This window comes from Pseudomonas canadensis, assembly GCF_000503215.1.
Classification (GTDB): Bacteria; Pseudomonadota; Gammaproteobacteria; order Pseudomonadales; family Pseudomonadaceae; genus Aquipseudomonas; species Aquipseudomonas canadensis.
In genome coordinates this window covers 104697-123483 of record NZ_AYTD01000017.1, presented here as the reverse complement: position 1 = coordinate 123483, position 18787 = coordinate 104697, and the positions used below count along the sequence as shown (strand labels likewise).

The following is an 18787-nucleotide window of genomic DNA, read 5'->3' as shown; positions in this document are numbered from 1 at the left end:
CCCACGCAGAGCGTGGGAACGATCAACAGTCCCGCGTTGCAAGTCATGAGTCTGCGGCGCGGGTCTTAGGCGCTAACGGTTATTGGGCGTAGATATGGACTACAAAGTGCTGGCCTGATGCTGTCAATTCATAGGCTTTTTCGTAGATCCTCAATGTCCTTGATGGCTCTCGGATGGTGTCACCGACTTTTGCGTGTTTCCGAAATTCATCCCAATCAATGACGGTGGTGCTGATCGTGCCGTCGCTTTGCAGGGTGTTGCCGTTGTTCTGATATTCCATGATGTAACCCTCTGCTGGATTTCCATTTCCGACCGATTATTCGGCAGGCAGTCAGCCCCGAAGTAACGCGTCCGTGTGTTCGGGGTGACGAGATCCTATCCAAGACAGGGGGTAGATAGATACTGTCAGAAATACGTACAAACAGTCTCTGAAAACGCGCTGAAAGGCCCGTCGTTTCAGGCTTCCATCACTTTCCGAATATCCGCCGCCAATTCTCTTACACGTTCTTCCTCGGTATCCCACGCACACATGAAGCGTGCGCCGCCTTTGCCGATAAAGGTGTAGAAACGCCAGCCCTTGGCGGTCAACGCGGCAATCGCCGGTTCCGAGAGTTGCAGGAACACGCCGTTTGCCTGCACCGGGAACATCAACTCCACGCCGGGAATATCCGCCACCAGGCTGCTCAGCAGTTGAGCGCAGTGGTTGGCGTGACGCGCGTGTTTGAGCCAGGCGTCGTTTTCCAGCAGGCCTACCCACGGCGCGGACAGGAAGCGCATTTTCGAGGCCAGTTGGCCGGCCTGCTTGCAGCGGTAGTCGAAGTCTTCGGCCAGCTTGTGGTTGAAGAACAGGATCGCTTCACCCACGGCCATACCGTTCTTGGTGCCGCCAAAGCACAGCACGTCCACGCCGGCTTTCCAGGTCAGGTCGGCGGGCGAGCAGCCGAGGAACGCGCAGGCGTTGGAGAAGCGCGCGCCGTCCATGTGCAGGTTCAGCCCCAACTCTTTGCAGGTCACGCTGATGGCGCGTATTTCATCCGGGGTATACACGCTGCCGACTTCCGTGGCTTGGGTCAGGGTGACCACGCGTGGTTTGGGGTAGTGAATGTCTTGGCGCTTGAGGGCGATCTCGCGGATCGACTCCGGGGTCAGCTTGCCGTTTTCGGTGCGAGCGGTGAGCAGCTTGGAACCGTTGGAGAAAAACTCCGGCGCGCCGCATTCGTCGGTTTCGACGTGGGCGGTTTCCGAGCAAATCACGCTATGGTAGCTCTGGCACAGCGAAGACAACGCCAGGGAGTTGGCAGCAGTGCCGTTGAAGGCGAAGAACACTTCGCAGTCAGTTTCGAAGAGGTTGCGGAAACCGTCGGCGGCGCGGTGGGTCCATTCATCATCGCCGTAGGCGCGCTGATGGCCCTGGTTGGCTTGTTCCATGGCGGCCCAGGCTTCCGGGCAGATGCCCGAATAGTTGTCACTGGCGAATTGTTGGCTCTTGTCGGTCATGGCCCATTCCTGTGGTCGATGTTGGTGCGCACTGTAACCAAGATTGTCGCGGGTGCGCACGTACTGTAAATGCAAAGTCACTGGGGAATTATGCACGGTACTCAAACGATTCCTGTCGGACGCGTCCGTGATGGCGCTCTGGATCTGCTCAAGTGGCTGGCGCTGTTGAGCATGGTGCTGGACCACTTGCGCTATGTCGGTTTGAACCTGGACGGCCTGTATGTGCCGGGGCGCCTGGCGTTCCCTTGGTTTTGCCTGGCGATTGCGGCCAACCTGCATCGGGCGAGAAACTCACCTGTCATGGGCCAGTGGCGGTACTTGGGCTGGCTGCTGCTGTTCAGCGTGATCAGCGAAGTGCCGTACCGACTGTTTATCGATGATGCCGATACATTGAACGTATTGCCGACGTTGGCGTTGGGTTTGCTTATTGCCCGAGGATGGCAGCAGAAAGCGCTTTTTGATCGCGGATTGGCGCTGATCGCGGGCACGATTGCGGTGGTGTTTTCCACGCAGCTGATGTTTGGTTTTTTCGGTGTATTACTGCCACTGGCGATGCTGCTGGTGTTCCGTCGTCCCTGGTATTTCAGCGTATTGCCTGGCGTGGTCTGCGTCGCGGCCAATCAATGGCAGGTTTTGCTCGCTAGTGGCTCCCCCGTCGCGTTGGCGGGATTGGCCACTTGCCTGATTGCGCCAATACTCGGCCTGGTCCTGTTACGACACGCCAAAAATGCCTCCCCGCCGCCTATGCGCCGCTGGGCGTATGCCCTCTATCCCGCGCATTTCCTGCTGCTGCTGGCCTTGCGCCACAGCCTTGCTTGAGTCGCAGAATTCATTCCATGTCGTAAACGCACCTTTGCGTGGCGTGCGTAGGCATTTGACCTGCTGACGCCAGCCCTACCATCGCATCAAAGGGCCCTGCACGGGCCTCAACAATACGAAAGGCTGGGAGAGACGCGATGTTCAGCAAACAAGACCAGATTCAGGGATATGACGACGCACTGCTGGCGGCGATGAATGCCGAGGAGCAGCGTCAGGAAGATCATATCGAGCTGATCGCGTCAGAGAACTACACCAGCAAACGCGTGATGGAAGCTCAAGGCAGCGGCCTCACCAACAAATACGCCGAAGGCTACCCAGGCAAGCGTTACTACGGCGGCTGCGAGCACGTGGACAAGGTCGAAGCCCTGGCCATCGAACGCGCCAAGCAATTGTTCGGCGCCGATTACGCCAACGTGCAGCCGCACTCCGGTTCTTCCGCCAACAGCGCGGTGTACCTGGCCCTGTTGAACGCCGGTGACACCATTCTCGGCATGAGCCTGGCCCACGGCGGCCACCTGACCCACGGCGCCAAAGTGTCGTCCTCGGGCAAGCTGTACAACGCGGTGCAGTACGGCATCAACACCGACACCGGCCTGATCGACTACGACGAAGTCGAGCGCCTGGCCGTCGAGCACAAGCCGAAAATGGTCGTAGCCGGTTTCTCTGCCTACTCCAAGACTCTGGATTTCCCACGTTTCCGTCAGATCGCCGACAAGGTGGGCGCACTGCTGTTCGTCGACATGGCCCACGTCGCCGGCCTGGTTGCCGCCGGCCTGTACCCGAACCCGCTGCCGTATGCCGACGTGGTCACCACCACTACCCACAAGACCCTGCGCGGTCCACGGGGCGGTCTGATCCTGGCCAAGGCCAACGAAGAAATCGAAAAGAAACTCAACGCCGCCGTATTCCCTGGCGCCCAAGGTGGCCCGCTGATGCACGTCATCGCCGGCAAGGCCGTGTGCTTCAAGGAAGCGCTGGAGCCGGGCTTCAAGGCCTATCAGCAACAAGTGATCGACAACGCCCAGGCCATGGCCGAGGTGTTTATCAAACGCGGCTACGATGTAGTGTCCGGCGGCACCGACAACCACCTGTTCCTGGTCAGCCTGATCCGTCAGGGCCTCACCGGCAAAGAGGCGGATGCCGCCTTGGGCCGCGCCCACATCACCGTCAACAAGAACGCCGTGCCGAATGACCCGCAGTCGCCATTCGTGACCTCGGGTCTGCGCATCGGCACCCCGGCGGTGACCACGCGTGGTTTCAAAGTGCCGCAGTGCATCGAACTGGCTGGCTGGATCTGCGACATCCTCGACAACCTCGGCGATGCCGATGTCGAGGCCAACGTGGCCAAGCACGTGTCTGCCCTGTGCGCTGATTTCCCGGTTTATCGCTGAGCGCGGTTTTGGAGTAATGACTATGCAACGCTACTCGGGCTTCGGCCTCTTCAAGCACTCACTCAGCCACCACGAAAACTGGCAGAAAATGTGGCGCACGCCGACCCCTAAAAAGGTCTACGACGTGGTCATTGTCGGCGGCGGCGGGCATGGTCTGGCGACCGCCTACTACCTGGCCAAGGAGCACGGCATCACCAATGTGGCCGTGGTCGAAAAAGGCTGGCTGGGCGGCGGTAACACCGCGCGCAACACCACCATCGTGCGTTCCAACTACCTGTGGGATGAGTCGGCCCACCTGTACGAGCACGCGATGAAACTGTGGGAAGGCCTGTCCCAGGACCTGAACTACAACGTGATGTTCTCCCAGCGTGGCGTCTACAACCTGTGCCACACCCTGCAAGACATCCGTGATTCCGAGCGCCGCGTCAGCGCCAACCGCCTCAATGGCGTGGACGGCGAACTGCTCAACGCCAAGCAAGTGGCCGACGAGATCCCGTACCTCGATTGCTCCAAGAACACCCGCTACCCGGTGCTCGGCGCTACCGTACAACGTCGCGGCGGCGTGGCCCGTCACGATGCCGTGGCCTGGGGCTTTGCCCGTGCGGCTGACGCCCTCGGCGTGGATTTGATCCAGCAGACCGAAGTGATCGGCTTTCGCAAGGAAAACGGTGTGTGCATCGGCGTGGAAACCAACAAGGGCTTTATCGGCGCCAAGCGCGTCGGTGTGGTCACTGCCGGTAACTCTGGGCACATGGCGTCGTTGGCGGGCTTCCGCCTGCCGATTGAGTCCCACCCGCTGCAAGCGTTGGTGTCGGAGCCGATCAAGCCAATTATCGACAGCGTGATCATGTCCAACGCCGTGCACGGCTACATCAGCCAGTCCGACAAGGGCGACCTGGTGATCGGCGCCGGTATCGACGGCTACAACGGCTACGGCCAGCGCGGCTCGTACCCGGTGATCGAACACACCATCCAGGCCATCGTCGAGATGTTCCCGGTGCTGTCCCGCGTGCGCATGAACCGCCAGTGGGGCGGTATCGTCGACACCACGCCGGATGCCTGCCCGATCATTTCCAAGACCCCAGTGCCCAACATGTTTTTCAACTGCGGTTGGGGCACCGGTGGCTTCAAGGCCACGCCGGGCTCAGGCAACGTGTTTGCCGCCAGCCTCGCCAAGGGTGAAATGCACCCGTTGGCCGCACCTTTTTCCATCGACCGTTTCCACAACGGTGCGTTGATCGACGAACACGGCGCTGCGGCCGTCGCCCACTAACAGGAGAAATTCCCTATGTTGCATATCTTCTGTCCTCACTGTGGCGAACTGCGCTCCGAAGAGGAATTCCACGCCTCCGGCCAAGCGCACATCCCGCGCCCGCTGGACCCGAATGCCTGCACCGATGAAGAGTGGGGCGACTACATGTTCTTCCGCGACAACCCCCGCGGGCTGCACCACGAACTGTGGATCCACGCCGCCGGTTGCCGCCAGTACTTCAACGCGACCCGCGACACCCTGACCTACGAAATTCTTGAAACCTACAAGATCGGTGAGAAGCCACAATTCACCGCCAAGGCCTCTGGAGAGAAGGTATGAGCCAGACCAATCGCCTGTCCAACGGTGGCCGGATCGACCGTAATAAAGTCCTGACGTTTACCTTCAACGGCCAGAGCTACAAAGGCTTTGAAGGTGACACACTGGCCGCCGCCCTGCTGGCCAACGGCGTCGACATCATCGGCCGCAGCTTCAAGTACTCGCGCCCTCGCGGCATCTTCGCTGCGGGCGCCGAAGAGCCGAACGCGGTGCTGCAGATCGGCGCCACCGAAGCTACCCAGATTCCCAACGTGCGCGCCACGCAACAGGCGCTGTACCAAGGCCTGGTCGCCACCAGTACCAACGGCTGGCCGAACGTCAACACTGACGTGATGGGCATTCTTGGCAAGGTCGGCGGCAAGCTGATGCCACCGGGTTTCTACTACAAAACCTTCATGTACCCGCAATCGTTCTGGATGACCTACGAGAAGTACATCCGTAAGGCTGCCGGCCTTGGCCGCTCGCCGACCGAGAACGATCCGGACACCTACGACAACTTCAACCGTCACTGCGATGTGCTGGTCGTAGGTGCAGGCCCTGCTGGGCTGGCCGCTGCGCTGGCGGCTGCACGCAGCGGTGCCCGTGTGATCCTCGCTGACGAGCAGGAAGAGTTTGGCGGTTCGCTGCTGGACTCGCGCGAAAGCCTCGACGGCAAGCCAGCCGCTGAATGGGTTGCCAGCGTCATTGCTGAATTGAAAGCCCTGCCGGACGTGGTGCTGCTGCCCCGCGCTACCGTCAACGGCTACCACGACCATAACTTCCTGACCATTCACGAACGCCTCACCGACCACCTCGGTGACCGTGCGCCGATTGGTGTGGTGCGCCAACGCATCCACCGTGTGCGCGCCAAGCGCGTCGTGCTGGCGACCGGTGCGTGTGAGCGCCCGCTGGTGTACGGCAACAACGACGTGCCGGGCAACATGCTGGCCGGTGCGGTTTCTACTTACGTGCGTCGCTATGGCGTGGCGCCGGGCAAGAAACTGGTGCTGTCGACCAACAACGATCACGCCTACCGCGTTGCGCTGGACTGGCTCGACGCCGGCCTGCAAGTGGTGGCCGTGGCTGATGTACGCCACAACCCACGCGGCGCACTGGTTGAAGAAGCCCGCGCCAAAGGTATTCGAATCCTCACCGGCAGCGCTGTGATCGAGGCTCGTGGCAGCAAGCACGTCACTGCTGCCCGCGTCGCTGCGATTGATGTGAAAGCGCACAAAGTCACCAGCCCAGGCGAGTGGCTGGATTGCGATCTGGTCGCCAGCTCTGGCGGCTACAGCCCAGTGGTCCACCTGGCTTCGCACCTGGGCGGCAAGCCGACCTGGCGTGAAGACATCCTCGGTTTTGTACCGGGCGAAGCGCCGCAGAAACGCGTGTGCGTGGGTGGTATCAACGGTGTCTACGGCCTTGGCGATTCCCTGGCAGACGGTTTTGAAGGGGGCGTGCGCGCAGCCAGCGAAGCCGGTTTTGCGCCAGTGGAAGGCACCTTGCCGAAAGCCCTGAGCCGCCTGGAAGAGCCGACGCTGGCGATCTACCAAGTGCCGCACGACAAGCCAACCGCACGGGCGCCGAAGCAATTCGTCGACCTGCAGAACGACGTGACCGCCGCCGCCATCGAACTGGCGACCCGTGAAGGGTTTGAGTCGGTGGAGCACGTCAAACGCTACACCGCGTTGGGGTTCGGCACCGACCAGGGCAAGTTGGGCAACGTCAACGGCCTGGCGATTGCCGCTCGTTCGCTGAACGTGACCATCCCGCAGATGGGCACCACCATGTTCCGTCCCAACTACACGCCGGTGACCTTCGGCGCGGTGGCGGGCCGTCACTGCGGGCACATCTTCGAGCCGGTGCGCTACACCGCGCTGCACGCCTGGCACGTGAAGAACGGCGCCGAATTTGAAGACGTCGGCCAGTGGAAGCGCCCTTGGTACTTCCCTCGCAACGGTGAAGACCTGCATGCGGCGGTGAAACGCGAATGCCTGGCCGTGCGCGACAGCGTCGGCCTGCTGGATGCGTCGACCCTCGGCAAGATCGACATCCAGGGCCCGGACGCGCGCGAATTCCTCAACCGCATCTACTCCAACGCCTGGACCAAGCTCGACGTGGGCAAGGCGCGCTACGGCCTGATGTGCAAGGAAGACGGCATGGTCTTCGACGACGGCGTCACAGCCTGTCTCGCCGACAACCACTTCCTGATGACCACCACCACCGGCGGCGCCGCCCGCGTACTCCAGTGGCTGGAGATCTACCAGCAGACCGAATGGCCAGACCTCAAGGTGTACTTCACCTCGGTCACGGACCACTGGGCGACCATGACCCTGTCCGGCCCCAACAGCCGCAAGCTGCTGGCGGAAGTCACCGACATCGACCTGGACAAGGACGGCTTCCCGTTCATGACCTGGAAGGAAGGTTTGGTCGGTGGCGTACCGGCCCGTGTGTTCCGGATCTCGTTTACCGGTGAGCTGTCGTACGAAGTCAACGTGCAGGCCGACTACGCCATGGGCGTACTGGAAAAAATCGTCGACGCCGGCAAGAAATACAACCTGACCCCGTACGGCACCGAAACCATGCACGTGCTGCGGGCGGAGAAGGGCTTCATCATCGTCGGCCAGGACACTGACGGCTCGATGACCCCGGACGACCTGAACATGGGCTGGTGCGTTGGTCGCACCAAACCGTTCTCGTGGATCGGCTGGCGCGGCATGAACCGTGAAGACTGCGTACGCGAAGAGCGTAAGCAACTGGTGGGCTTGAAGCCGATCGACCCGACCGTTTGGCTGCCGGAAGGCGCGCAGTTGGTGTTTGATCCGAAGCAGTCGATTCCGATGAAGATGGTCGGCCACGTGACATCGAGCTATGCGCATAACTCCCTGGGTTATTCGTTTGCGATGGCGGTGGTGAAGGGTGGCTTGAAGCGCATCGGGGAGCGGGTGTTTTCACCGCAAGCGGATGGCAGCGTGATCGAGGCGGAGATTGTGTCCTCGGTGTTCTTCGATCCTAAGGGCGATCGCCAAAATATCTGATGGACCGAGTCGCGGCCTTCGCGAGCAAGCCCGCTCCCACAGGGGGACGCATTCCAAATGTGGGAGCGGGCTTGCTCGCGAAGACGCCAGTAGCCTCACAACAGAATTAAGACAGGTGCTTTATGACAGCAGCCAATGTTTACCAACAACGCCCCACCACCGGCGCCAAGGCCGAGTCGTCGCTGCACCATGCCGACCTCGCCAGCCTGGTCGGCAAGGGTCGCAAGAACGCCGGCGTGACCGTGCGTGAAAAGAAACTCCTGGGTCACCTGACTATCCGGGGCGACGGCCATGACGCAGCCTTCGCTGCCGGCGTGCACAAGGCCCTGGGCATCGAATTGCCCGGCGCCTTGCAAGTGATCGTCAAGGGTGAAACCAGCCTGCAGTGGCTCGGCCCGGATGAGTGGTTGCTGATCGTGCCAAGCGGTGAAGAATTCGCCGCCGAGCAAAACCTGCGTGCCGCGTTGGGTGAGTTGCACATCCAGGTCGTCAACGTCAGCGGCGGCCAGCAGATCCTCGAACTCAGCGGCCCGAATGTGCGCGATGTACTGATGAAGTCCACCAGCTACGACGTGCACCCCAACAACTTCCCGGTGGGCAAGGCGGTGGGCACGGTGTTCGCCAAGTCGCAGCTGGTGATCCGTCACACGGCTGAAGACACTTGGGAACTGCTGATTCGCCGCAGCTTCTCGGATTACTGGTGGTTGTGGTTACAGGATGCATCCGCCGAATTCGGCCTGAGCGTCCAAGCCTGAGGAATACCCCATGAGCCGCGCACCTGATACATGGATTTTGACCGCCGACTGCCCCAGCGTGCTCGGCACGGTGGACGCGGTCACCCGCTACCTGTTCGAGCAGGGTTGCTACGTTACTGAGCACCACTCGTTCGATGACCGGCTTTCGGGCCGGTTCTTTATTCGCGTGGAGTTCCGCCAGCCCGACGGTTTTGACGAACAAGGCTTCCGCGATGGCCTGGCCACCCGTGGTGAAGCCTTCGGCATGATCTTCGAACTGACGGCGCCGAACTATCGGCCAAAAGTGGTGATCATGGTCTCCAAGGCCGATCACTGCCTGAATGATCTGCTGTATCGCCAACGCATCGGCCAATTGTCGATGGACGTGGTCGCGGTGGTGTCCAACCACCCCGATCTCAAGCCTTTGGCCGACTGGCACCAGATTCCCTACTACCATTTCCCCCTCGACCCCAACGACAAACCGTCCCAGGAGCGGCAGGTGTGGCAGGTGGTGGAAGACACCGGCGCGGAATTGGTGATCCTTGCGCGCTACATGCAAGTGCTGTCGCCGGAGCTGTGCCGCAAGTTGGATGGCAAGGCCATCAACATTCACCACTCGTTGTTGCCGGGGTTCAAGGGCGCCAAGCCGTATCACCAGGCGTACAACAAGGGCGTGAAGTTGGTGGGGGCCACGGCGCATTACATCAACAACGATCTGGACGAAGGCCCGATCATTGCCCAGGGCGTGGAGGTAGTGGATCACAGCCACTATCCCGAGGATTTGATTGCCAAGGGGCGGGATATTGAAGGGCTGACATTGGCCCGGGCGGTGGGGTATCACATTGAGCGGCGGGTGTTTTTGAACGCCAATCGCACGGTCGTTCTTTAGATCGCTATCGCAGGCAAGCCAGCTCCTACAGTTTGGAATGCATTCTCCTGTAGGAGCCGGCTTGCCGGCGATGAGGCCATCAGCAACAACGCAAAAACAGCATCTGTACCCGAGCACTTAAACGCGCTGCCCACCCAACGGGCAACGCAGTTCCATAAAAACAACAGCGAGGTGAAAGCATGTCTGGTAATCGTGGTGTCGTGTATCTCGGCAACGGCAAGGTCGAAGTACAGAAAATCGACTATCCCAAAATGCAGGACCCCCGTGGCAGGAAGATTGAGCACGGCGTCATCCTGCGCGTGGTCTCCACCAACATCTGCGGCTCCGACCAACACATGGTGCGCGGCCGCACCACTGCCCAGACCGGCCTGGTGCTCGGTCATGAAATTACCGGTGAAGTGATCGAGAAGGGCAGCGACGTCGAGAACCTGAAGATCGGCGACCTGGTTTCCGTGCCGTTCAACGTGGCCTGCGGCCGCTGCCGTTCCTGCAAAGAGCAACACACCGGCGTATGCCTGACCGTCAACCCGGCCCGTGCCGGTGGTGCCTATGGTTATGTCGACATGGGCGATTGGACCGGCGGCCAGGCTGAATACGTGCTGGTGCCGTATGCCGACTTCAACCTGCTGAAACTGCCGGACCGCGACAAGGCCATGGAAAAAATCCGCGACCTGACTTGCCTGTCCGACATCCTCCCGACGGGCTACCACGGCGCCGTCACTGCCGGCGTTGGCCCAGGCAGCACCGTCTACATCGCCGGCGCTGGCCCGGTCGGCCTGGCCGCTGCCGCCTCTGCACGCCTGTTGGGCGCCGCGGTGGTGATCATCGGCGACGTCAACCCCATCCGCCTGGCTCACGCCAAGGCCCAGGGTTTTGAAGTGGCCGACCTGTCCACCGACACCCCGCTGCACGAACAGATCGCTGCGCTGCTGGGCGAGCCGGAAGTGGATTGCGCTGTCGACGCCGTTGGCTTCGAAGCCCGTGGCCACGGCCATGAAGGCGTGAAAGCCGAAGCCCCGGCCACTGTGCTCAACTCGCTGATGGGCGTGGTGCGCGTGGCCGGCAAGATCGGTATTCCTGGCCTGTACGTCACCGAGGATCCAGGTGCTGTGGATGCCGCCGCCAAGATGGGCAGCCTGAGCATTCGCTTCGGCCTCGGCTGGGCCAAGTCCCACAGCTTCCACACCGGCCAGACCCCGGTGATGAAGTACAACCGCGCGCTCATGCAGGCGATCATGTGGGACCGTATCAACATTGCCGAGATCGTGGGTGTGCAGGTGATCAGCCTGGATGATGCGCCACGTGGCTACGGCGAGTTCGATGCGGGCGTGCCGAAGAAGTTTGTGATTGATCCGCACAAGCTGTTCAGTGCGGCGTAAGGTTCAAGGCTGAATAAATGGCGACCCCGGAGGTCGCCATTTTTTATGGGTTACTTGATGGTGGTGAGTCGCAGATAGGGATCGGCCACTTCACCGTTCTTGATCAGGCGCTTGCCGCCGTAGTCGCAATGGATTTTGTCGTTGCGTTCATTGATGGCCTCTGCCTTGAGTTCGTACTCCGGGGCCAGATAGTCATCCTTGGTGGCTGCCGTCTGCCCTGTCCATGCCTTGCCGTTGGCCGTAGCCGTGTATTGATAACCCTCGCCATAGGGCGCGGGAACGTCAGGGTCTGTGTAGGGTTTGGATTGGATGTCGCGGGGGGTGGGGCATTGGTCGATGCCGGTGGCCTGGGGCCGTGAAGCCTGGGCCTGGCTGCGAGATGGCAAATGGATGATTGCGCTGAAGGCAACATAGAAATTGGGAACCAATCCGATCGTGATTATTACAGCTCCTTGTGGTGTGGCTGAGCCTCCCCGTTGAATGTGAGTGGGAAGGCTAGCTTGGGTGGGCTGTGTCGATGGATGAGTTCCGCCAGAATCTGGACTACGGGTCGTGGATGTGTGGACGGACACTGTAGGAATTATTCGATGGCTTTTTTTACTGATGCGTAAATGAGCACCTGGCAATCTCCAGGGCTTCGCAATAGGTGCCTCTCCAATCGCCTATAGGGATAAGGTTCCAATCCAAGACCGGTTTGAGCGTGACTGAAAAGCTCGCGTCGTTATTCATCGGTCCTTTGTAGGTGCAGGTGACGGAGTGGTCCTCTGCTGTGTAACGGGCATCGTGGAATGTTGAGTCAGTCAGGTAGGACGCTGTAGCCTGCGGGCTCTCACCTGACCAATTGCGGCCATCAGGCTGGAGCATCTCATAGCGATAACCGCCGTTGTCCATGGGGTTCTGTTTGATCTGCTGGGGTGTCGGACAGGTGGAGGTCGCTGCATACGACGTGCTCACCAGTGTCAGGGCGGCGAATGCACCTGCAAGCATTGCGCTTTTCATGGCAGCCTCCTGCGGGACGTGGGAGGGATCATGCTGCAGGTGATTGTTCGATGCTGGCTACTGTTAAACGTGACAGTTAGTTAGAGCGATTCGTGATCAGTGACCGGGTTTTCATTCCCAGATGCAGCGCATCGATTCAGCGAGCGGCCAACGCTCCTTGATAAACCGTCGGCCCCGTCGGCTGCTTGCTCAACGACCCACCCTTGGTCTCTGAACTCACCATCAACTCCACCGGCTTGCGGATGCTTTTCTGCTGGCGCGGGTTGAGGCTGATAATGCCTTTGCCATCTTCCGGCAAAAGTCCCAGCGAAATCGGCCGGCCTCCCTCAGGCATGGCCCAGAGTTCCAGGCTGTGATCCGGCTCTGGTGCCGCCGTGGCGATGGGTTCGATTTCGAGGTAGTCCTTGTGCGCCATGATCTGCGCGGCCGGCTGCTGGGCGGTGGTCACCAGGGTGGCGGCGGACTTGACGTTGTCTTGGGTGTAGAGCGCGCCGCCGAGGCCGGCGACAATGGCCACGCAGACACCGATAAACACACGTGGACGGCTCCAGAATGGGGGATTTGGCTCAATCACTTGGGGACGGGTGGCACTCATAGGGCTGTTCCTGGCAAGTTTTAAAGTCACTGCATGGACTCTGATCTTGCCATCGGGTTCCTGGAATGGCCCGGAACAATGCGCCGGATACCCAGTCAAACGCCTGCTTTCAGCTCTTACACCCAGAGGTTGTTTCGATGAAGATTTCAAGCGGTTTCGCCCTTTCCTGCCTGATGACCCTGGCAGCCGCTCCGGTGTTCGCTGCGGGCTTCAGCCTTGGCGATGCAGCCAATGCGATTTCCGGCATGCAGGGCGGCGGCAACAAGGCAGCCGCTGCGGCACCGTCGTCCGAGACGGCCGGCCTGTTGAGCGCACTCACCTCGCAACTGAACATCACCCCCGAACAAGCGGTCGGCGGTACGGGCGCCATGCTGGGCCTGGCCAAGAACAAACTGAGCGGCAACGATTATTCGCAACTGGGCAACAGCGTGCCGGGCCTCGACCAGTTGTCGGGCAACAACGCCTTGGGCAGCCTCGGCGCCTTGAGCGGGATGCTCGGCCAGACCGGCGGCAGCAAGACCAGCGGACTGGACGGTCTGCTGGGTAACGTGAAGAACACCAACGACCTGAACACCGCCTTCAGCGCCTTGGGCATGGACAGCGGCATGGTTGGCCAGTTTGCCCCGGTGATCCTGCAATACCTGGGCGGCCAGGGCGCCAGCAGCTCGGTGCTGGGCAAGCTGGCCTCGGCCTGGGGCACTGGCGGCTAACTAACGCTCCGCGCGCAGTTGCTCGATGCGCGCGTCCTTTTCCGTCCAGAGCTGATTCACCCAGTTCTGGACGGTCTGGCGAAACGCCGGATCATTCTCGTAATCCCCTTGCCACAACGCCGGGTCCAGTTCGCGGGTGCGGATATCAATGATCACCTTTGGCACCGCGCCGCTGATCAAATCCCAGAACCCCGGAATCTTTTGCTGTGGATAGACCACGGTCACGTCGAGCACGGCATCCAGCTGTTCACCCATCGCTGCCAGCACGAACGCCACACCGCCCGCCTTGGGCTTGAGCAAGCGAGTGAAGGGCGAATCCTGCTGCTTGCGCTTGGTTTCGTTGAAGCGCGTGCCTTCCAGGTAATTGACCACCGTCACCGGCTGGCGCTTGAACAGCTCGCAGGCCTCTTTGGTGATCTTCAAATCCTGCCCCGCGAGTTCCGGGTGCTTGGCCAGGAAGGCCTTGGTGTAGCGCTTCATGAACGGGTAATCCAGCGCCCACCAAGCCAGGCCGAGGAAGGGCACCCAGATCAGCTCTTTTTTCAGGAAGAACTTGAAGAACGGCGTGCGGCGGTTGAGGGCCTGGATCAGCGCCGGGATATCCACCCAGGACTGATGGTTGCTGATCACCAGGTAGGACGTATCGCCCCTCAGGTCTTCACCGCCGCGAATATCCCATTGGGTTGGGATACACAGCGCGAAGATCAACTTGTCGATCTCGGCCCAGGTCTCGGCGATCCACATTACCGCCCACGACATGTAGTCACGATAGCGGCCGGGAGCCACCAGCTTGAGCAGGGCAAATACCATCAACGGCCCGATCAGGATCAGGGTGTTGAGCAGCAGTAGCAATGAGACAAAACAGCCGGTGAGCAGGCGGCGCATAAGTAACTCTTGAAATCCTGTGGGCGGGCCATGATAAGCAGCTTGAGTCTAGAGGCCAAATCCCAATTCGCCGGACGAATGTTTCACAATGTGCCGGTTATGCTGGGGCGAGCTAACTAAGTACTGCCTTTGCGGTCTAGAATCCGCCTACTTCTTTCCGAGGAAATCACTTCGTGAAACTGCTCCTTGCCTCTCTCGCCCTGGTTGCCCTGCCGGTCATGGCCGCCGAACCGACCCTCTACGGTCGCTACGAATACATCCAATTGCCGGAGATCGGCGAAACCTTCAAGGCCAAGATGGACACTGGCGCGCTGACCGCCTCGCTGTCGGCCCGCGACATCCAGACCTTCACCCGTGACGGCGACGATTGGGTGCACTTCCGCCTCGGCGGCAAGGATGCCTCCAACAAAGTCTACGAACACAAAGTCTCGCGCATCAGCAAGATCAAGAGCCGCGCCGATGAAGACGACGACAAGGACGAAGCCACCGTGGCCAAGCGCCCGGTGATCGACCTGGAAATGTGCCTGGGCGACGTCAAGCGCACCGTCGAGGTCAACCTCACCGACCGCAGCAGCTTCAACTACCCGCTGTTGATCGGCGCCAAGGCCCTGCGTGAATTTGGCGCGGCGGTGAACCCGGCCCGTCGTTACACTGCCGACAAACCGGACTGCTGACGGACCACCATGGCGCATATCCTGATTGTCGAAGACGAAGCGGCAATTGCCGACACACTGATTTTCGCCCTACAAGGCGAGGGCTTCACCACCACCTGGCTGACCCTCGGCCAGGCGGCGCTGGAGCATCAGCGCCAGACGCCTGCCGACCTGATCATCCTCGACATCGGGCTGCCGGATATCACGGGTTTTGAAACCTGCAAGCAACTGCGCCGGTTCAGTGAAGTGCCGGTGATGTTTCTCAGCGCGCGAGATGGCGAGATCGACCGCGTGGTGGGCCTGGAGATCGGCGCCGACGATTATGTGGTCAAGCCCTTCAGCCCACGGGAAGTGACGGCGCGGGTCCGGGCGATCCTGAAACGGATTGGCCCAGGTGCTGCGCCCGCGGTGTTCCAGGTTGATCTGGAGCGTATGCAGATCAGCTATCGCGGCCAACCGTTGAGCCTTACACGACACGAGTTCCGCTTGCTGCAAAGCCTGCTGGAACAACCCGAGCGCGTGTTCAGCCGCGAGCAACTGTTGGACGCGGTGGGCGTGGCGGCGGATGCCGGCTACGAGCGCAATATCGACAGCCATATCAAAAGCCTGCGCAGCAAGTTGCGCAGCGTGGCCGCCGATGCCGAGCCGATCCAGACCCATCGCGGCCTCGGCTACAGCTACAGCCCGAGCAATAGCTGATGCGCCTGGGGCTGCGGATTTTCCTGGTGTATGCGCTGTTTATCGGCCTGACCGGCTACTTCGTGCTCAGCACCGTGATGAAGGAAATCCGCCCCGGCGTGCGCCAGTCCACCGAAGAAACCCTGGTGGACACCGCCAACCTGCTAGCCGAGATCGTGCGCAATGACGTGAAGAACGGCACCCTCGGCCAAAGCCACTGGCCGGAGCTGCTCAAGGCGTATGGCAACCGCCAGCCGGGAGCGACCATCTGGGGTTTGCCGAAGAACCAGGTCAATCATCGCATCTACGTGACCGATGCCAAGGGCACGGTGTTGCTCGACTCCACGGGCGAAGCGGTGGGACAAGACTATTCGAAGTGGAACGACGTGTACCTGACCTTGCGTGGCGAGTACGGCGCGCGCTCCACCCGCAGCGAACTGGATGACCCTGCCTCGTCGGTTATGCATGTGGGCGCGCCGATCCGCGACAACGGCCAGATCATCGGCGTGGTCACTGTGGCCAAACCCAACAGTTCATTGCAGCCTTATGTCGATCGCACCGAACGCCGCCTGCTGTGGTACGGCGCGGGCCTGGTGATTCTGGGCCTGCTGTTGGGTGCATTGCTGTCGTGGTGGCTGAGCGTTGCACTGCGCCGTTTGACCGCCTATGCCGAGGCTGTCAGCGAGGGGCGGCGTGCCGAGTTGCCCCATTACCGTGGCGGTGAACTCAAGCAACTGTCCACCGCTGTGGAGCACATGCGCACGCAGTTGGAAGGCAAGGCCTACGTCGAGCATTACGTACACACTCTGACCCACGAATTGAAAAGCCCCTTGGCCGCGATTCGCGGCGCGGCGGAGTTGTTGCAGGGGGATATGACCCGCGATCAACAGCAGCGCTTCGTCGGCAATATCGACAGCGAAAGCGCGCGTCTGCAGCAGCTGATCGAACGCCTGCTGAACCTGGCACAGGTCGAGCAGCGCCAGGGCCTGGAAGAGCAGGCGAGTATCCCGTTGGCGACGATGGTTGATGAGGTACTCAAGGCCCAATGCGCACGGATTGAAGGCGCTGGATTGCAGGTCGAGCAGACTATTGCGACGGATGTGAGGGTGTACGGCGAACCGTTCTTGTTGCGTCAGGCCTTGGGCAATTTGCTGGACAACGCCCTGGATTTCACGCCGCCCGGCGGCTTGTTGAAGTTCAGCGCACAGACGCGACATGACGATGTGCACGTCAGCCTGTTCAACCAGGCCGCACCGATTCCCGACTACGCCCTGCCACGCCTGAGCGAGCGTTTCTACTCGCTGCCGCGCCCGGCCAGCGGTCGCAAAAGCACGGGCCTGGGCCTCAACTTTGTCGAGGAAGTGATGAAACTGCACGGCGGCGCATTGCAGATCGGCAATGTCGACGGCGGCGTGCAGGTGGTGCTGCATCTCCACACAGTCTCCACATTGCCCACATAAATCCCCCACACGGTCTGCCCAGACTCTCTCCATCAAAACAGGGAGAGACCCATGAACCGCAGCCTGCTTTTCAAACTTGGCGCGATTGCGCTGCTGATCCTGCTGTTGCTGATTCCGTTGCTGATGATCAACGGCATTATCAGCGACCGCCAGCAACTGCGCGATGGCGTATTGATGGACATCGCCCGCAGCTCCAGCTACGCCCAGCGCCTCACCGGCCCGGTGATGGTAGTGCCGTATCGCAAGACCGTCCGCGAGTGGAAGCTCAATGAAAAGCTCAACAAACGCTACGAAGTCACCCGTGAAGAGCGCGGTCGTCTGTATTTCCTGCCGGACCGATTTGAACTCGACGGCAAGGTGCAGACCGAATTGCGCGCACGGGGCATCTACCAGGCGCGGCTGTTCCATGCCGACAACCGCATCAGCGGGCATTTCGAATTGCCTGCGCAGTTGGGTATCACCGAAGACTTCGCCGATTACCGCTTTGAGCCGGCATTTCTCGCGGTGGGCATCAGCGATATTCGCGGCATCGAAAACGCGCTGAAGCTGGAGCTGGGCAGCCAGCAATTGGAGTTCGAACCCGGCTCCCAGATGGACTGGCTGGGCGAAGGCGTGCACGTGACACTGCCGGAGCACGACAGCAAAAAGCCCAACGTCGTGAACTTTGCTTTCGACCTGCGCCTGCAAGGCACCGAGCAACTGCAAGTGGTGCCGGTGGGCAAGACCAGCCAGGTGTCACTCGCTTCCAACTGGCCACATCCCAGCTTCATCGGCAATTTCCTGCCGGCACAACGCGAGATTACCGACAAGGGCTTCAGCGCCAACTGGCAGACCTCGTTCTTCTCCACCAACCTTGAGCAAGCGCTGCAAACCTGCCTGGACAAGCAGGGCTGTGAAGACTTCAACAACCGCAGCTTCGGCGTGAACTTCATCGATCCGGTGGACCAGTACCTCAAGAGCGACCGTGCGATCAAATACGCGCTGCTGTTCATCGCCCTGACCTTCGCCGGCTTCTTCCTGTTCGAAGTACTCAAGAGCCTGGCAGTGCATCCGGTGCAGTACGCGTTGGTGGGGTTTGCGCTGGCGTTTTTCTACCTGCTGTTGCTGTCGTTGTCCGAGCACATTGGGTTCGCGCTGGCTTATCTCATCTCTGCCAGCGCCTGCGTGTTGTTGATTGGCTTCTATGTGTGCCATGTGCTGCGCAGCGTCGCTCACGGCCTGGGGTTTTCAGCGGGGTTGGCCGCGTTGTATGGCTTGTTGTACGGGCTGTTGAGTGCCGAGGATTACGCGTTGCTGATGGGCTCGTTGCTGCTGTTCGGCCTGCTGGGCACGGTGATGGTGCTGACGCGTAAGTTGGATTGGTATGGCGTGGGCAAGCGTAAAGCGGCACAGCCTTTGGAGTTTGATTTGGAGGCTGTGCAATGATCGGGTTGCGGGAGGATCAGCAAATGAAGGCGCGGATTATCGACTACCTCAACAACGCCACCGCCTCC

19 protein-coding genes are annotated in these 18787 nt (G+C 60.7%); 13 read left to right on the top strand and 6 right to left on the bottom strand.

Annotated elements, in window-relative coordinates:
* Positions 1-79: 79 nt before the first annotated feature.
* Both U367_RS0119295 and U367_RS0119290 read right to left on the bottom strand, forming a co-directional pair.
* Complete coding sequence (locus tag U367_RS0119295) at positions 80-280, bottom strand: hypothetical protein (protein ID WP_028618223.1); 201 nt, start codon at positions 278-280, stop codon at positions 80-82.
* A 176-nt stretch (positions 281-456) separates the two neighbouring features.
* Positions 457-1497 carry a threonine aldolase family protein gene (locus U367_RS0119290; RefSeq protein ID WP_028618222.1) on the bottom strand — a complete coding sequence of 347 codons (1041 nt, stop codon included), beginning with the start codon at positions 1495-1497 and terminating at the stop codon, positions 457-459.
* Positions 1498-1587: 90 nt separating this feature from the next.
* On the opposite strand from U367_RS0119290, the gene U367_RS0119285 reads away from it, so the two are divergent.
* The 8 genes from U367_RS0119285 (at position 1588) to fdhA (ending at position 11314) form a co-directional block, all read left to right on the top strand.
* On the top strand, positions 1588-2316 hold the full coding sequence (locus U367_RS0119285; protein WP_028618221.1) for a TraX family protein: 729 nt from the start codon (positions 1588-1590) through the stop codon (positions 2314-2316).
* Between the two features lie 137 nt (positions 2317-2453).
* A complete protein-coding gene (glyA, locus tag U367_RS0119280) occupies positions 2454-3707 on the top strand; it encodes a serine hydroxymethyltransferase (protein WP_028618220.1) in 1254 nt (417 codons plus the stop codon).
* A gap of 22 nt (positions 3708-3729) precedes the next feature.
* Positions 3730-4980 carry a sarcosine oxidase subunit beta gene (locus U367_RS0119275; protein WP_010207084.1) on the top strand — a complete coding sequence of 417 codons (1251 nt, stop codon included), beginning with the start codon at positions 3730-3732 and terminating at the stop codon, positions 4978-4980.
* Between the two features lie 15 nt (positions 4981-4995).
* Positions 4996-5298, top strand: a complete 303-nt coding sequence (locus U367_RS0119270) for a sarcosine oxidase subunit delta (protein WP_010207083.1) — start codon at positions 4996-4998, stop codon at positions 5296-5298.
* Entirely contained in the window at positions 5295-8312 is a 3018-nt protein-coding gene (locus U367_RS0119265; RefSeq protein WP_028618219.1) for a sarcosine oxidase subunit alpha, read from the top strand. Before U367_RS0119270 ends, U367_RS0119265 begins: the two co-directional genes overlap by 4 nt.
* A gap of 122 nt (positions 8313-8434) precedes the next feature.
* Positions 8435-9067 carry a sarcosine oxidase subunit gamma gene (locus U367_RS0119260; protein WP_028618218.1) on the top strand — a complete coding sequence of 211 codons (633 nt, stop codon included), beginning with the start codon at positions 8435-8437 and terminating at the stop codon, positions 9065-9067.
* A gap of 10 nt (positions 9068-9077) precedes the next feature.
* Positions 9078-9935: a formyltetrahydrofolate deformylase gene (gene purU / locus U367_RS0119255; protein WP_016977808.1), complete on the top strand. Its 858-nt coding sequence runs from the start codon at positions 9078-9080 to the stop codon at positions 9933-9935.
* Between the two features lie 179 nt (positions 9936-10114).
* Complete coding sequence (fdhA, locus tag U367_RS0119250; protein WP_016977809.1) at positions 10115-11314, top strand: formaldehyde dehydrogenase, glutathione-independent; 1200 nt, start codon at positions 10115-10117, stop codon at positions 11312-11314.
* Between the two features lie 50 nt (positions 11315-11364).
* Here the strand turns inward: fdhA and U367_RS0119245 are convergent, their stop codons facing one another.
* From U367_RS0119245 to U367_RS0119235, 3 genes are all read right to left on the bottom strand, one after another.
* The gene (locus U367_RS0119245; protein WP_236639985.1) at positions 11365-11700 is read right to left on the bottom strand and encodes a hypothetical protein; all 336 of its coding nucleotides are present in this window, start codon (positions 11698-11700) and stop codon (positions 11365-11367) included.
* 211 nt (positions 11701-11911) lie between these two features.
* The gene (locus U367_RS1000000130520; protein ID WP_050587908.1) at positions 11912-12313 is read right to left on the bottom strand and encodes a DUF3757 domain-containing protein; all 402 of its coding nucleotides are present in this window, start codon (positions 12311-12313) and stop codon (positions 11912-11914) included.
* Positions 12314-12449: 136 nt separating this feature from the next.
* Positions 12450-12908 carry an anti-sigma factor gene (locus tag U367_RS0119235; RefSeq protein WP_028618216.1) on the bottom strand — a complete coding sequence of 153 codons (459 nt, stop codon included), beginning with the start codon at positions 12906-12908 and terminating at the stop codon, positions 12450-12452.
* Between the two features lie 137 nt (positions 12909-13045).
* Here U367_RS0119235 and U367_RS0119230 point away from each other — a divergent pair, with 137 nt between their 5' ends.
* The gene (locus tag U367_RS0119230; RefSeq protein ID WP_028618215.1) at positions 13046-13618 is read left to right on the top strand and encodes a DUF2780 domain-containing protein; all 573 of its coding nucleotides are present in this window, start codon (positions 13046-13048) and stop codon (positions 13616-13618) included.
* On the opposite strand, the gene U367_RS0119225 is transcribed toward U367_RS0119230, so the two are convergent.
* Complete coding sequence (locus tag U367_RS0119225; protein WP_028618214.1) at positions 13619-14503, bottom strand: acyltransferase; 885 nt, start codon at positions 14501-14503, stop codon at positions 13619-13621.
* Positions 14504-14676: 173 nt separating this feature from the next.
* On the opposite strand from U367_RS0119225, the gene rloA2 reads away from it, so the two are divergent.
* Genes rloA2 through creD form a run of 4 tightly spaced genes read left to right on the top strand, consistent with a single transcriptional unit; the run spans position 14677 to position 18719 of the window.
* Positions 14677-15177 (top strand): retropepsin-like aspartic peptidase RloA2, encoded by a 501-nt coding sequence (rloA2, locus tag U367_RS0119220; protein ID WP_028618213.1) that lies wholly within the window; start codon positions 14677-14679, stop codon positions 15175-15177.
* Between the two features lie 9 nt (positions 15178-15186).
* Positions 15187-15855, top strand: a complete 669-nt coding sequence (creB, locus tag U367_RS0119215) for a two-component system response regulator CreB (protein ID WP_028618212.1) — start codon at positions 15187-15189, stop codon at positions 15853-15855.
* Positions 15855-17294, top strand: coding sequence for a two-component system sensor histidine kinase CreC (gene creC / locus U367_RS0119210; protein ID WP_028618211.1), 1440 nt, complete (start codon positions 15855-15857; stop codon positions 17292-17294). The genes creB and creC overlap by 1 nt, the downstream gene beginning before the upstream one ends.
* 51 nt (positions 17295-17345) lie before the next feature.
* Entirely contained in the window at positions 17346-18719 is a 1374-nt protein-coding gene (gene creD, locus U367_RS0119205) for a cell envelope integrity protein CreD (protein WP_028618210.1), read from the top strand.
* Positions 18720-18787 lie beyond the last annotated feature (68 nt).